The following is a 14,453-nucleotide window of genomic DNA, read 5'->3' on the forward strand; positions in this document are numbered from 1 at the left end:
TAAATTTAGACCACGACCTAGTAGCCACTTATTATCTTTTAGTGATAGACTCAAAAGAATAAACAAAAGACAGCCTTTAATCAGGTTGTCTTTTCTTATTTCAGTATTGCTTGGAGAGATTGTATCAATAGCAATCTTACAACATCTTGTGTCACTTAGAGCGTAAGAAGAAAACAGTATGGCAAACATCGACAACGGAATGACGACCCACTCGCATCAATCATGGCTAGGCACCATTCAAATCATCACGGCTGCTATTTGCTGGGGTACATTGGGTATATTCTCGACTTACCTAAACCAAATTGGATTTAGTGGTTGGCAAGTAACCATATTACGCATCGTCACGGCAGCCTTTATCATCTTAGCCATGCTACCAACACTGTGGCCCCACCTTATCAAGTTACAGCCAAAACAATGGCTTGGACTGGCGATGCAGTCGTTGATAGGTGTCCTTGGCATGTCGGTCTGCTATTTTTTTGCGGTCAGTTATGTCGGTGCTGGCCCTGCCGTTGCCTTACTCTATACCGCGCCCGTATTTAGTTTATTGTTCTCAAAATTCTTACTGAGTGAGTCCATCACTCGGAAATCAGTGTTGCTAGCACTAATGGCAGTATTTGGTGTTGGATTGACGATGTTAGGTGAACAAGCAAAAGTTAACTGGGGTATTTTACTCGGTCTATCAGCCGGGATGTGTTATTCGTTATATGGTGTATTGGGCAAGCGCGCGATGCATTATGCTCACCCTGCCCCTTTGGTATTTTTCACTTCCATTATCATTAGTGCTGGCGTACTACTGCTCTTGCCTGAGACCTATAACACTTATGATCAGCTATTAGATCTCCCCTTAATGACTTGGGGCTATGTTTTAGGATTGTCATTATTGGGAACCGTCGTGCCATTTGGGCTATATATGAAGGCATTGGAGAAGCTGCCCGCCACTCGTGCATCGGTATTTACGATTTTTGAGCCATTGACTGCGATTGCGCTCGCGATGCTGTTACTACATCAATCTTTGTCTTGGATTCAGTATTTGGGTGTGGCGCTTATCTTACTGGCGGCTTTGTTGAATGCTGTATTAAATGGTACCGCCACTCGTGTACCTCGCTGGTTAAAACAACGACAAAAAGTATAGTTTACTGTCTACTCATTTGAGATATATCCTATTTATTTCGACAAAAAAAGCCCCAACCATAGCATCATGATTGGGGCTTTTTTGTTTGATTACTTACGCAAAAACAAGCGTATTTACTGCTCAATACGTTGCAAAAATGCCTGCGTACGAGGATGCTTTGAGTCCTCAAAGAGCTGTTTGGCACTGCCTTCTTCGACCACATGACCATCCTCAATCAGTACAACATGATCGGCAACGTCACGAGCAAAGTTGATTTCGTGAGTCACTACGACCATCGTCCAACCTTCAGAGGCGAGCTGCTTCATTGTCTCTAGCACATCCTGTACCAACTCTGGATCAAGTGCAGAGGTTGGCTCATCAAACAGTAATAATGACGGCTCAATAGCAAGCGCACGGGCAATACCAATACGCTGCTGCTGACCACCAGATAACTGGAACGGATAGAGATCCGCTTTGTCCGACAGTCCAACTTTCTCTAGTAGTACCAATGCCTGCTCACGGGCTTGCGCTTTGCTTTGCCCCTGTACTACCGTAGGCCCAAGCATCAAGTTTTCAATGGCTGTCTTATGTGGAAACAAGTTATAAGACTGAAATACCATACCTGATTTACGCTGTAAGGCTAGTAGCGTTTTTTTGCTTGGCTTAGTCGCAAAGTCCACGCTCAAGCTATCGTCATCAAAAGCAATCACACCTTGGTCAGGAATCTCTAGCGCATTCAAACAACGCAAAAAGGTGGTTTTACCCGATCCTGAAGGTCCTAATATTACGACCACTTTGCCTTTATTAATGGTCAAGTCGATGCCTTTTAGCACCTGATTGCCACCGAAGGCTTTATGAATATTAGTGACTTTGATCATAAAAATTCCTGTTGTACTAGGGCGTGTCATCAATTAGCCCATTCAATCATTTAGCGGTCTTAAAATGGCTAAATCTTGTCAAATATCGTCAAAAATATTGTGAATATACCTATATTCTCTGCAATTTTTTCCTCATTTGACTACTATTTATCTCATTTTAAGCCTCGCTATCTAAATGATGACACGCCCTAGTCTATATTTGCGAGTGTCTATTGAGCCATAACTTATTTTACTACGTAGCTTATTTTGCTACATAACGGTCTAGCCTAGTTTCAAGCTTGCCTTGGATGAAGGTCAAGAACAGACAAATACCCCAGTAGATAATTGCCGCTTCTGTGTAGACAAGCATAAACTCATAGTTACGAGCTGTGATAATCTGCGCTTGTTTAAATAGTTCAGTGACCAGTACCAGTGAAGCAAGTGAGGTATCTTTTACCAGACTGATAAAGGTATTAGATAACGGCGGCACCGACACTCGAAGCGCCTGCGGTAAAATCACATGACGAAAAGTCTGTAGATACGTCAAACCAACCGTCGAGCCTGCTTCCCACTGTCCTTTTGGTATCGATAAAATCGAAGCACGCACTGTCTCCGATGCATAAGCACCGATGTTCAATGAGAATGCAATAATCGCTGAAGGAAAGGGATCAAGCTTCACCCCAACACTTGGCAGACCATAGAAAATAATAAATAGCTGAACCAGCATCGGTGTACCGCGAATCGCAGACACATAGACGCGAGCGAGCCGATAGATAATTTCATGGAACCAAGTAGCACGCGGAATGATACGAATCAATGCCACTGTCAGTGCAATGGCCATACCAATCGCAAATGAGATCAATGCCAGCGGTATCGAATAATAGATACCGCCCTTGAGCATTGGCCAAAACGACGAGATGACAATCTGCGCTCGATCAGGACTCATAAATGGCAATACTGCCAATAAGTCCGCGAACCATGATGTAGACATTACAGAAGCTGACATGATAGAAACTGACATTATTTTTGTTGACTTATATCAGCACCAAAGAACTGTTCGCTAAGCTTAGTTAGCGTACCTTCAGCCGCCAATTCAGCCATTGCTTCATCTAATTTAGCTACAACTTCATCATCACCTTTGATAAGCACTAGGCCTGAACCACGCAACTCACTAGCAGGTGCTGTCAGTTTAATCTCAAGATCAGAATCTGGGAATTTCTTTAGATAATCCAATACTGCTAGATTGTCATTCATCGTAAAGTCAGCACGGTCTTGCTTCACTAACTGAATCGCTTGCGCCATACCATCGACAGGAACGATCTCTGCGCCATAACGCTCTGCAAGCTCACCGTAGTTACTGCTAAGTGATTGCGCCGTACGTAGGCCTTTTAGACCTTCCCACGAGCTATAACGGTTGTCATCAGTAGGTGCCAATACAACCGCACCTGACCAGCTATAAGCCATTGATTTGTCATACTTTGCTTTACGCTCAGGCGTGGTCAAACTGACTTGGTTAGCCACCATATCAAAGCGTTTTGAATCCAAACCAGCTAGCATCGCATCCCATTGGGTTTCTTTAAACTCAACGTCTACGCCTAATTTATCCGCGACTGCACGCGTTACTTCAACATCATAACCCGTTAGTTTGCCACTCTCATCATGGTACGTGAACGGAGGATAAGTACCCTCTGTACCGACGTTGATAGTGCCGCCGTTGTTGATACGTTGTAGCAAATCAGAACCGCCTGTTGCAGCGCTGTCAGTTGCACTGGTATCGGCTTCGTTGGTAGCAGATTGACCACAAGCGGCAAGGAACATGGTGCTGGCGGCAAGGGCTAAAAGAGTACGACGTTTCATAAGACGTCCTTATAAGAGTGAATGAATAAAGTAAAAACGCATAATGCTAATAAGACACACAGCACTAATAAAATATACGGTGCTAATAAATAGGACAAGCCGACACAGAAGAACAATATAAGCTCCTCTATGATATTCGGCTTTGGTTGCCCGATTTGAGGCTATTTGAGCTATTTTTCAATACTGTTTCTATATTATATTTTAATTTTTAGCGATTGTTCAAATATTCTGGCGAGTTTAATTAACGCTAATTGCTATCTTATTAAATAGCAGCTTATGGATATAGTATCTCACTTTAGACAGAAAAACGTACAAAATCAGTGAGCATACGTAAGCTATAGTCAGTTCAATATAATTTCGATACAAGCAAACCAAGTGCAAGTTATACATTAGTATGCTTAGCGAGGATAACGATGTAGCGGATTTATATAGGCTTGACTATATCTGCTACAATTCGCCTGAGAACTGATAGCGATCACCCGCATGCCACATTTTGACAAAGGTAACGACTTGGCCAGCCGAATAGGTCTGCCGGCGCAACACAAGCGTTGGTGACTGCGGCGCAATTTGCAAAAACTCAGCAATCTCATTTGGCGCTGCCAATGCTCGGATGGTATAGCTACCACTCTCTAGAGGGCTTTTGGCAATTAAGTAATCACTGGTATTGACCACACTAAAATCCTGATCGATAAACTTCGGCACTTTTTTGGCATCGACCCAACGTTCTTCAAACTGTATGGGCTGACCATCGGCAAAGTGAATGATTTTTACTTCATACAGGACAGCTTCATCACTAGCATCTGTCTGAGCAACCGCGTTTACAGACGTAGCCTCTTCATCAATCACAGCCCCTTCACTAATACCAAACTTACGACACAATTCATTATCGAGCATATCAGCTGTAATAACACGCTTACTCACGACCTGTGCCTCATAATCACGATTGGCAGACTTTAAATCCTCAGCGATGTTGCGTACCTCAACAAAGGTATGATTGAACTGTTGCTGCGCGACAAACGTGCCCGACCCTTGTCGACGCTCTAACACCCGCTCCTCGCTCAGCTCTTTTAGCGCACGGTTGACCGTCATTCGTGACACACCAAACTCTTCAGCCAATGCCATTTCTGTCGAAATCGCGTTGCCCGCTTGCCACTTACCAGAATGAATATTGTCTAGTATGGCGTTTTTTATACGTTGATACGCCGGAATCGTCTTTGTCATATCCGCCTTTGACCGTCAGTTTTGCTAATAGGAATGACCACATAATATCACGAGACCACCGTGCAAGCCTTAGTCAAAATGTCTGAGCGTTCAGTATTGACTAGGGGATTGTTCATCTCACTCGGTGTTATCTAAATCGGCTGAGTGAATAACAAAAATAATCAGCTCATGAAAAAAAACCTTGCATGAAAAAAGTATCTTTGATAATTTGTATATACAACTTTACAGCAGTGCTAGAAAATTTGCTTTATCGATTCGATATTTTTATGAATTTAGATGAATACTTAGTAGTAGATAAATACTTAGTAAATGAATATCTAGACTGACTGTAAGACACTTACTCTGATGACTTTATCGCCCTATTCGCTATCACAAGGATATGATCATGACTACTGACAACGGAACCAACAAAGAGACTAAACTGACTCGCCGCGATGAGAGCCGTAATATTGCTGCGCCTACCGGTAGCACGCTACATTGCAAAAGCTGGCTGACCGAAGCCCCTTATCGCATGCTGCAAAACAACCTGCATCCTGATGTAGCAGAAAACCCAAAAAGCCTAGTCGTGTATGGTGGTATCGGACGCGCAGCCCGTAACTGGGAAAGCTACGATCAAATCTTAGAGTCATTAAAAGAATTAGAAGATGATGAGACGTTGCTAGTACAGTCTGGTAAGCCAGTCGGCGTGTTTCAAACACATGAAAACGCACCACGCGTATTGATTGCCAACTCCAACCTTGTACCGCGTTGGGCAACGTGGGAGCACTTCAACGAGCTCGATCGCAAAGACCTGTTTATGTACGGTCAAATGACTGCTGGTAGCTGGATTTATATCGGCACGCAAGGCATCGTCCAAGGTACGTATGAGACTTTTGTGGAAGCGGGTCGTCAGCATTATGACGGTAGCTGGGCGGGTCGTTGGATTTTAACCGCTGGTCTGGGCGGTATGGGCGGCGCGCAGCCACTAGCCGCAACTTTTGCGGGTGCAACGTCATTGAACATCGAATGTCAGCAGTCTAGTATCGATTTCCGTTTGCGCACGGGTTATGTCGACAAGCAAGCAGACGATCTTGACCATGCTTATGAGTTAATCAAACAACATACGGACGCGGGCGAAGCCGTCTCTATTGCTCTACTTGGTAATGCCGCAGATATCTTGCCTGAGATGGTCAAGCGTGCTAATGCTGGCGGTATGAAGCCTGACTTGGTCACCGATCAAACCTCAGCGCATGACTTGATCAATGGCTATCTACCAAGCGGTTGGACAGTAGAGGAATGGAAAGCTGCTCAAGAAGATCCAGAGCAACATGCAGCACTGACCAAAGCCGCTGCTCAGTCTTGTGCCGTACACGTCCAAGCGATTTTAGACTTGCAAGCGATGGACATTCCAGCGACTGATTACGGTAATAATATCCGTCAGGTCGCTTTTGATGAAGGGGTCAAAGATGCCTTTAATTTCCCAGGCTTTGTCCCTGCTTATATTCGTCCGCTATTTTGCCAAGGCAAAGGCCCATTCCGCTGGGTAGCGCTATCAGGTGATCCAGAAGACATCTATAAGACCGATCAAAAAATCAAAGAGCTGTTCCCTGAAAACAAGCATATCCACCGCTGGCTCGATATGGCAAAAGATCGTATTCAGTTCCAAGGCTTGCCTGCTCGCATCTGCTGGTTAGGTCTTGGTGAGCGTGACAAGGCAGGTTTGGCATTTAATGAGATGGTCAAAAACGGTGAGCTAAAAGGCCCAATTGTAATTGGTCGTGATCACCTAGACACAGGTTCTGTCGCCAGTCCAAACCGCGAAACAGAAAGTATGAAAGATGGCTCAGATGCGGTATCTGATTGGGCACTATTAAACGGCATGCTGAACGTAGCAGGCGGTGCCACTTGGGTATCACTGCATCATGGTGGCGGTGTCGGTATGGGCTACTCGCAGCATTCAGGCATGGTCATCGTGGCGGACGGTACAGATGCCGCAGCCAAACGCTTGTCAAGAGTACTGGTCAATGACTGCGGCTCAGGCGTCATGCGTCATGCCGATGCTGGTTATGAGTTGGCGATTAAGACAGCGAAAGATTATGGTTTAAACCTGCCAATGCTCAAATAATTTGCCCTCTGTCCTTATGAGCTTGTAGCTAGGCATAAGGACATAATCGCCTATTTATCAAGGAGGATAATATGATTGAACAAGACACCACCTCTGATCTGCATGATGGCCATGCAACGACATCGTCAAAAAAACTGCTATCAAAGCCTGTGGCACTGATACAGCTGATTGTCTTTAGTGCTATCGGTCTAGTGATGTTCTTTGTGCCGTTTACCATTGGTGAAAAAAGCACGATATTGTTCGATCATGGCGCGACCTACTTAGTGACGCAGCAGCATACTTTATCTGTCACGCTATTGTTTTTACTCATGCTCTACGGCGTGAGTAAACCATTTATCGACGGCTCGTGGCATAAGAATATCACTCATATGATTATGACGACTTTCAAGATCATCGGTCTGATGTTGGCAGTGATGTATGTGGCTGACATAGCGCCTACCTTTATGATGGAAAAGGACATGCTGCCGTTTCTGTTTGAAAAACTGGCCTTACCAGTCGGCATGATTATACCGCTTGGGGCACTAATATTGGCCTTCTTGGTTGGCTTTGGCTTATTAGAAATGGTTGGTGTGCTCATGCAGCCGATTATGAAACCTATTTGGAAAACCCCAGGTTCATCAGCGATTGATGCTGTAGCTTCCTTTGTCGGTAGCTACTCCATTGGCTTACTCATCACCAATCGTGTGTACTTGCAAAAGCAATATTCAGCGCGTGAAGCCATTATCATTGCGACCGGGTTTTCGACTGTATCAGCGGCGTTTATGGTTATTGTTGCCAAAACGCTTGATCTGATGGAATTTTGGAATATGTTCTTTTGGTCTACGCTAGTGATTACCTTTATTGTTACTGCGATTACTGCTCGTATTCCGCCTATCAGGCTCTTTGATGATAGCGTTGAACGTCCCGCTTTAGACCATAAAGGTGGTACACGGCTAGCAGCTGCGTTTGATGTAGGTTTATCCACTTCGCGCCGTGCCACTGACCTCAAACAAATCTTGTGGTCTAACTTTCGTGACGGTCTAACGATGGCAGCCGCTATTGTGCCTTCTATCATAGCTGTTGGCTTAACAGGATTACTGTTAGCAAAATATACACCCGTTTTCGATGCCTTGGGCTTGCTTCTCTATCCATTTACATGGCTTGGCGGCTTACCAGAACCGCTCGTCGCTGCCAAAGGCATGTCAGCGGGATTGGCTGAGATGTTCTTGCCAGCATTATTGCTAAGTGAGGCAGATATTCTGACACGCTATGTCGCAGGGGTAATCTCCATCAGCAGTGTGCTGTTCTTCTCGGCCATGATTCCGTGTGTGCTTGCGACCGAGATTCCTGTCTCTGTTGGCAAAATGGTCATCATTTGGTTCGAGCGCGTTGTACTTAGTATTTTATTGGCTGCGGCATTCGGACATCTGGCTATGTATTTCAACTGGATTGGCTAAAAAGCTCAAACTCAATAATAAATATTGCATTGATTAAAATCCTTTTAACAACTTCATTTTAATAAAGATACGAATCAAAAATAATATAACCCATATAGTCGATTCAATTTAAAAGTAGTACAAGGCAACCGAGTGTAGATGTATATGTGATACTTCAAGCGAGGTTAACGCTGTAATACTTTTATAGTGGAATGGCTATGTGACTTACAACACTAGGATTACCCCTATGAACGACATCAAACAACTAACCCTACACCCTCGCCAGCTTAGCTTTGAGATGCTACGTGATATCTACGAGCAGCCTGTCATATTGACACTACCTGAGAGCGCTTATGAGGCGATAGATGCCTCGCACGAAGATGTACGTACCATCATTGCGCGAGATAAAAGCGCTTATGGTATCAATACTGGTTTTGGCTTACTTGCTAAGACACGTATCAGTGATGATCAGCTTGAGCTACTTCAGCGTAACCTAATCGTTTCTCACTCAGTGGGCACGGGTGAAGCTCTCCCTGCAGGCGTCGTACGACTAATTATGGTGATGAAAGTTGCCAGTCTGGCGCAAGGTGTTTCTGGTGTACGCCGCGAAGTGGTAGACAGTTTACTTGGCTTAATCAACAATCAAATCACACCCAATATTCCAGCCAAAGGTTCAGTTGGTGCATCTGGTGACTTAGCGCCATTATCACATATGACGCTGGCGATGATGGGTGAAGGCGATGTGTTTGTTGCTGGCAAAAAAGTACCTGCTGCTGACGCTCTAGCAAAGCATGGACTTGAGCCTATTACTCTTGCAGCCAAAGAAGGCCTTGCACTGATTAACGGTACGCAAGTCTCAACTGCTCTAGCATTACGTGGTTATTTCTTAGCGCGTGATTTACTTGAGACCGCCACTATTGTCGGCTCACTATCAATTGATGCTGCCAAAGGATCAGACTCACCATTTGATGCGCGTATTCACGAAGTACGTGGCCATCATGGTCAAATCGAAATCGCCAAAGCACACCGTCAATTAATCAAAGGTAGCGCTATTCGTGCCTCACATGATGGTGAGCAAGACGATAGAGTGCAAGACCCTTACTGCCTGCGTTGTCAGCCGCAAGTCATGGGTGCCTGTCTTGATATCATCAACCAAGCAGGAAAAACCTTATTAATTGAATCCAATGCAGTAACTGACAATCCACTTATCTTTAATAATGAGGATGGCCCTGTCGCCATATCGGGTGGTAACTTCCATGCTGAGCCAGTCGCTTTTGCCGCGGATATTTTAGCCTTGGCAATCGCTGAGATTGGCTCGATGTCTGAGCGCCGTGTGGCCCTACTGATCGATGCAACTCTATCAGGTGGCTTACCGCCATTCTTAGTGGATAATGCTGGGGTAAACTCAGGCTTCATGATTGCTCATGTAACCGCAGCAGCACTGGCTTCAGAAAACAAATCTATCGCCCATCCTGGTAGCGTCGACAGTATCCCGACCTCGGCTAACCAAGAAGACCATGTATCCATGGCCACCTACTGCGCACGCCGCCTATACGAGATGGCGCAAAACACCGCCACCATCATTGGTATTGAGCTATTAGCTGCTGGTCAAGGCATTGACTTCCATCGTGGACTAGATACGTCAGAGCCGTTGACTGTGGCACATCAAAAACTACGTGAGCAAGTGACTTTCTATGACAAAGATCGCTACCTAGCCCCTGATATCGAAGCGGCCAAGCAGTTAGTATTAGACGGTACGCTTGCTGAACACTGGCAGTCACTACGCAGCGATTGGTACGAGTCTAAATAAATATTAATGTGCGGAGAGCAGCGATGACAACAGCGAGAACAACAGCAACGACGACCACACGCATTAGCCATACACCTGCTGATATGACCCAGTGGACAGGACGTGCAGAGTCATTTGAGAATGCGCGTGCCCGCTATTGGTATCAGCTTGCTCAGCCTTACAAGGATCAAAACATTGGGCTAATTGGCTTTGCCTGTGATCAAGGCGTCAGACGCAATCAAGGCCGCGTGGGTGCTAGAGCTGCACCGTCATTGATTCGTCGAGCTTTTGCTACGCTGCCAGTCATCGCTGATTTGCAACAACGTTTTGATAGTCAATTATCAACCTTATTGGGTGATGCTGGCGACATTCATTGTGATGATAATGATGGCTTTGCCGACAGTATTCTTGAGCAAGCTCAGATCAAATATGCCGATGCAGTGGGCACTATCGTCAAGCAAGGTGGATTACCCATCGGGCTTGGCGGTGGTCATGCCATTGCTTATGGTAGCTTTTTGGGATTATGGCAGGCCTTAGAAAAGGCAAACGATACAACTATCAGCACAAACACAGCGCCTACTATCGGGATTATTAATTTCGATGCCCATCTTGATATTCGTCAGTCTGATGTAGCAACCTCTGGTACACCGTTTCGCCAGATTGCCGAGCATCTTGACGCACACGATCAGCCCTTTCATTATTGCTGTATTGGCGTCAGTCACTTTTCTAATACCGCCGCGCTCTTTGATCGCGCTGAGCAACTGGGCGTACAGGTTATTAGTGATGAAGACTGTCATTATCAACCTTGGGACACAATTGCCGAGCAGGTCAAAAGCTTCATAGATCAGGTTGATATTATTTATCTCACTATTGATATGGACTGTCTCCCCTCTAGTGTCGTTCCGGGTGTCAGTGCGCCTGCTGCTTTTGGTATTGAGCTTGGTTTTGTTGAGCGTATGGTCAAGCTGATTGTGTCATCAGGCAAAGTAAAAATGGCAGATATTGCTGAGATCAACCCGACCTTTGATGTGGATAGTCGTAGCTGCAAAGTCGCTGCTCGACTGCTGGCAACGATTGTAGAACAGCACTTACTTGTCAGCTAGCTCTTACAAAAAAAGGTCTTAACAGGTTACTCGCCTCCCAATTATTAGGAGCATACTATGAATGAATCAGAAAATTTTAAAGAGCAGACGCTCGACAAATCTACTATGACATCGTTTGATCAACTCATTATCAATGCCAATATTGCGACGTTTTCAGCGCACTATGGTTTTAATAATGATAAGAATGAAGACGCTCGTAGTATCCCATATGGTCAGTTAGAGAACGCGGCTATCGGTATTAAAGACGGCAAGATTGCATGGATTGGGGCACAAGAGCAAATCACGACGCATCTGCCACATTATCAAGACAATCAGGTTACAGACGCCGATGGCAAATGGCTAACGCCTGGGCTTATCGATTGTCATACGCACATTGTCTACGGTGGCAACCGCAGCAATGAATTCGAAGCGCGTTTGCAAGGGGCCAGTTACCAAGACATCGCTGCACAAGGCGGCGGTATTGTCGCGACCGTTAGTGCCACCCGCGCCGCCAGTATTGAATCGCTATTTTCCCAAAGTGAAAAACGTCTAGTCGCGCTAATGAAAGAAGGCGTCACCAGCATCGAAATCAAGTCAGGTTATGGTCTCGACTTAGACACTGAGCGCAAAATGCTTACCGTCGCGCGCCAGCTTGGCGAAAAATACGACATCCACGTCAGCACCACGTATCTTGCAGCGCACGCCTTACCACCTGAATATAAGTCTCACTTGCAAGACCGTACCGACGACTATATCGAGCAAGTCTGCGAGTGGCTATCAATCCTGCATGCAGAAGGCTTAGTCGATGCGGTCGATGGCTTTTGTGAAAACATTGCGTTTAGTAGCGATCAGATTAGACGCGTTTTTGAGGTTGCACGCTCCTTAGACCTGCCAGTCAAACTTCATTCTGAGCAATTATCTGATATTGGTGGTAGCGCCTTAGTTGCCGAATACAAAGGGCTATCTAGCGACCATTTAGAACATTTATCAGAAACTGACATAGAGAAAATGGCTGCTAGCAATACGGTTGCGGTGATATTGCCCGGAGCGTTTTATACTTTACGTGATACCAAGCTGCCACCGATTGAGGCACTGCGCAAGCATCACGTCCCTATGGCAATTTCAACTGATTGTAACCCCGGCACCTCACCGTTGACGTCGCTGTTATTGACGATGAATATGGGCTGTACGCTATTTTACTTAACCACTGAAGAGGTTTTGGCAGGAGTTACTGTTCACGCAGCACAAGCATTGGGTCTACCTAATAAAGGAAAAATAGAAGTCGGCTGTGATGCCGATTTAGCGCTATGGAATATCGCTCGTCCTGCTGACTTGGCCTATCAGATGGGGCTAAATCCCATCCAAGGCATCATGGTTCAAGGACAATGGCGCGACACAATATAATCAATCTACCTTTGTTTATCTCAATTAAAAAGCCCCAACCATTCAATGATTGGGGCTTTGCTATTTGTCCATATTAACCAACCACTAAGGCTTGTTTACCACTTATAAGTAAGACTAGTTCAAAATACCAAAAGCGACCAACGCATCAGCCACACGTTTGAAGCCAACCATATTGGCACCAGCCATATAATCGACATAACCATTGTCAGTTTGACCATATTGTTCTGAAGCATTCGCAGCACTGTCGTGGATATCTTTCATAATACCTTTTAAACGCTCATCGACTTGCTCAAAGGTTTGATATTGACGGACAGAGTTTTGCGACATTTCAAGCGCAGATACTGCTACCCCGCCCGCATTAGCAGCTTTACCAGGTGCATAATGAACACGGTGCAAACGGATACAATCAATTGCTTCCGCAGTGAGCGGCATATTAGCGCCTTCCACCACATACTTCACGCCATTTTCGACCAATAATTTGGCATCAGCTTCATTGACTTCATTTTGAGTAGCGCATGGAATCGCAATATCAGCTTCAAACTGCCACGGTTTCTGTTTGGCAAGCCACTCGCCACCATAAACATCAACATACTCTGCTAAAGGCTTGTTTTGCTGCTTTTGTTTTTTGAGCCAATCAATTTTTTCTTGATTGAGACCATTTTCATCATGCAACGTCCCTTGTGAATCAGAGACAGTTATTGCCATACCACCTAGCGCATTCACTTTTTCGGCAGCATGTAATGAGACATTACCTGCTCCTGATATCAGCACCTTTTTGCCTTGAAGCTTATCGTTCTGAGCGATGAGCATATTTTCTAAGAAGTAGACTGCACCGTAGCCAGTCGCCTCTGTACGCATCAAGCTGCCACCAAAGCCCACGCCTTTGCCAGTGATAACCCCTGTTGATTCACGCGTTAAATTCTTATACATCGCAAACATATAGCTAACTTCTCGACCACCGACGCCGATGTCACCAGCAGGCACATCCATGTCTTTGCTCACGTAATGATGTAGCTCACGCATAAAGGCATAGCAAAAACGGCGAATCTCACTGTCCGTTTTACCTTTAGGATCAAAATCTGACCCACCTTTACCGCCACCAATAGGCAAACCAGTTAGGGCATTTTTAAAGATTTGCTCAAAGCCTAAGAACTTTAATACCGACTGATTGACGGTAGGATGGAATCTAAGACCGCCTTTATAAGGGCCCAAAGCATTACAGAACTGCACACGCCAGCCACGATTGACTTGCACGTCGCCTTTATCATCTTCCCAATTGATACGAAAACCAAATACCCGATCAGGCTCTACCAAACGCTCGAATACCTTTAACGTACTATATTCAGGATGCGCATCGTATAAAGGTTGAATCGTAATTGCCACCTCTTTTACTGCTTGAATGAATTCGGGCTGATGGGCATAACGTGCTTCGACTTTTTGGATGGCTTCACTGATGCTCATGTATTTCTTCCTTAGGATAAAACTGGTGATAGTAATTATTTACATCGACGCTACAACATATTGAGTAAACAAAAGGATTATAAACGTTGATGTAAAACTGAAATCGCCCCTATACAAGATTATGTATAGAGACTGATAGGATCAAAAAAGCT

The 14,453-nt window shown here is 45.1% G+C and carries 11 protein-coding genes; 6 read left to right on the forward strand and 5 right to left on the reverse strand.

Annotation, left to right across the window (positions count from 1 at the left end):
• The first annotated feature begins 178 nt into the window (after positions 1 to 178).
• The gene (locus ACQKCG_RS08695; RefSeq protein WP_101205193.1) at positions 179 to 1,132 is read left to right on the forward strand and encodes a DMT family transporter; all 954 of its coding nucleotides are present in this window, start codon (positions 179 to 181) and stop codon (positions 1,130 to 1,132) included.
• Positions 1,133 to 1,245: 113 nt separating this feature from the next.
• Here ACQKCG_RS08695 and ACQKCG_RS08700 read toward each other — a convergent pair whose 3' ends face one another.
• From ACQKCG_RS08700 to ACQKCG_RS08715, 4 genes are all read right to left on the reverse strand, one after another.
• Positions 1,246 to 1,989: an amino acid ABC transporter ATP-binding protein gene (locus tag ACQKCG_RS08700; protein ID WP_057761251.1), complete on the reverse strand. Its 744-nt coding sequence runs from the start codon at positions 1,987 to 1,989 to the stop codon at positions 1,246 to 1,248.
• A 241-nt stretch (positions 1,990 to 2,230) separates the two neighbouring features.
• Positions 2,231 to 2,974 (reverse strand): amino acid ABC transporter permease, encoded by a 744-nt coding sequence (locus ACQKCG_RS08705; protein ID WP_057762590.1) that lies wholly within the window; start codon positions 2,972 to 2,974, stop codon positions 2,231 to 2,233.
• Positions 2,975 to 2,988: 14 nt separating this feature from the next.
• Positions 2,989 to 3,825, reverse strand: coding sequence for an amino acid ABC transporter substrate-binding protein (locus tag ACQKCG_RS08710; protein WP_101205194.1), 837 nt, complete (start codon positions 3,823 to 3,825; stop codon positions 2,989 to 2,991).
• Between the two features lie 447 nt (positions 3,826 to 4,272).
• Entirely contained in the window at positions 4,273 to 5,046 is a 774-nt protein-coding gene (locus tag ACQKCG_RS08715) for a UTRA domain-containing protein (protein ID WP_101205195.1), read from the reverse strand.
• 385 nt (positions 5,047 to 5,431) lie between these two features.
• Here ACQKCG_RS08715 and hutU point away from each other — a divergent pair, with 385 nt between their 5' ends.
• From hutU to hutI, 5 genes are all read left to right on the forward strand, one after another.
• The gene (gene hutU / locus ACQKCG_RS08720) at positions 5,432 to 7,150 is read left to right on the forward strand and encodes a urocanate hydratase (RefSeq protein ID WP_101205196.1); all 1,719 of its coding nucleotides are present in this window, start codon (positions 5,432 to 5,434) and stop codon (positions 7,148 to 7,150) included.
• A 71-nt stretch (positions 7,151 to 7,221) separates the two neighbouring features.
• Complete coding sequence (locus tag ACQKCG_RS08725; protein ID WP_198551531.1) at positions 7,222 to 8,586, forward strand: YjiH family protein; 1,365 nt, start codon at positions 7,222 to 7,224, stop codon at positions 8,584 to 8,586.
• A gap of 226 nt (positions 8,587 to 8,812) precedes the next feature.
• Entirely contained in the window at positions 8,813 to 10,375 is a 1,563-nt protein-coding gene (gene hutH / locus ACQKCG_RS08730; RefSeq protein WP_101205197.1) for a histidine ammonia-lyase, read from the forward strand.
• A gap of 23 nt (positions 10,376 to 10,398) precedes the next feature.
• Positions 10,399 to 11,457 carry a formimidoylglutamase gene (gene hutG / locus ACQKCG_RS08735; RefSeq protein WP_101205198.1) on the forward strand — a complete coding sequence of 353 codons (1,059 nt, stop codon included), beginning with the start codon at positions 10,399 to 10,401 and terminating at the stop codon, positions 11,455 to 11,457.
• Positions 11,458 to 11,514: 57 nt separating this feature from the next.
• The gene (gene hutI, locus ACQKCG_RS08740; RefSeq protein ID WP_101205199.1) at positions 11,515 to 12,840 is read left to right on the forward strand and encodes an imidazolonepropionase; all 1,326 of its coding nucleotides are present in this window, start codon (positions 11,515 to 11,517) and stop codon (positions 12,838 to 12,840) included.
• 114 nt (positions 12,841 to 12,954) lie between these two features.
• Here the strand turns inward: hutI and gdhA are convergent, their stop codons facing one another.
• Positions 12,955 to 14,301, reverse strand: coding sequence for an NADP-specific glutamate dehydrogenase (gene gdhA / locus ACQKCG_RS08745; RefSeq protein ID WP_101205200.1), 1,347 nt, complete (start codon positions 14,299 to 14,301; stop codon positions 12,955 to 12,957).
• Positions 14,302 to 14,453: the final 152 nt, after the last annotated feature.

The sequence above is a fragment of the Psychrobacter sp. NPDC078929 genome (genome assembly GCF_050267985.1).
Classification (GTDB): Bacteria; Pseudomonadota; Gammaproteobacteria; order Pseudomonadales; family Moraxellaceae; genus Psychrobacter.

Excerpts from the sequence above, each read along its gene's own strand:
- ACQKCG_RS08695 (WP_101205193.1), top strand. The coding sequence starts at position 179 with ATGGCAAACATCGACAACGGAATGACGACCCACTCGCATCAATCATGG.
- ACQKCG_RS08700 (WP_057761251.1), bottom strand. The coding sequence starts at position 1,989 with ATGATCAAAGTCACTAATATTCATAAAGCCTTCGGTGGCAATCAGGTG.
- ACQKCG_RS08705 (WP_057762590.1), bottom strand. The coding sequence starts at position 2,974 with ATGTCAGCTTCTGTAATGTCTACATCATGGTTCGCGGACTTATTGGCA.
- ACQKCG_RS08710 (WP_101205194.1), bottom strand. The coding sequence starts at position 3,825 with ATGAAACGTCGTACTCTTTTAGCCCTTGCCGCCAGCACCATGTTCCTT.
- ACQKCG_RS08715 (WP_101205195.1), bottom strand. The coding sequence starts at position 5,046 with ATGACAAAGACGATTCCGGCGTATCAACGTATAAAAAACGCCATACTA.
- hutU (WP_101205196.1), top strand. The coding sequence starts at position 5,432 with ATGACTACTGACAACGGAACCAACAAAGAGACTAAACTGACTCGCCGC.
- ACQKCG_RS08725 (WP_198551531.1), top strand. The coding sequence starts at position 7,222 with ATGATTGAACAAGACACCACCTCTGATCTGCATGATGGCCATGCAACG.
- hutH (WP_101205197.1), top strand. The coding sequence starts at position 8,813 with ATGAACGACATCAAACAACTAACCCTACACCCTCGCCAGCTTAGCTTT.
- hutG (WP_101205198.1), top strand. The coding sequence starts at position 10,399 with ATGACAACAGCGAGAACAACAGCAACGACGACCACACGCATTAGCCAT.
- hutI (WP_101205199.1), top strand. The coding sequence starts at position 11,515 with ATGAATGAATCAGAAAATTTTAAAGAGCAGACGCTCGACAAATCTACT.
- gdhA (WP_101205200.1), bottom strand. The coding sequence starts at position 14,301 with ATGAGCATCAGTGAAGCCATCCAAAAAGTCGAAGCACGTTATGCCCAT.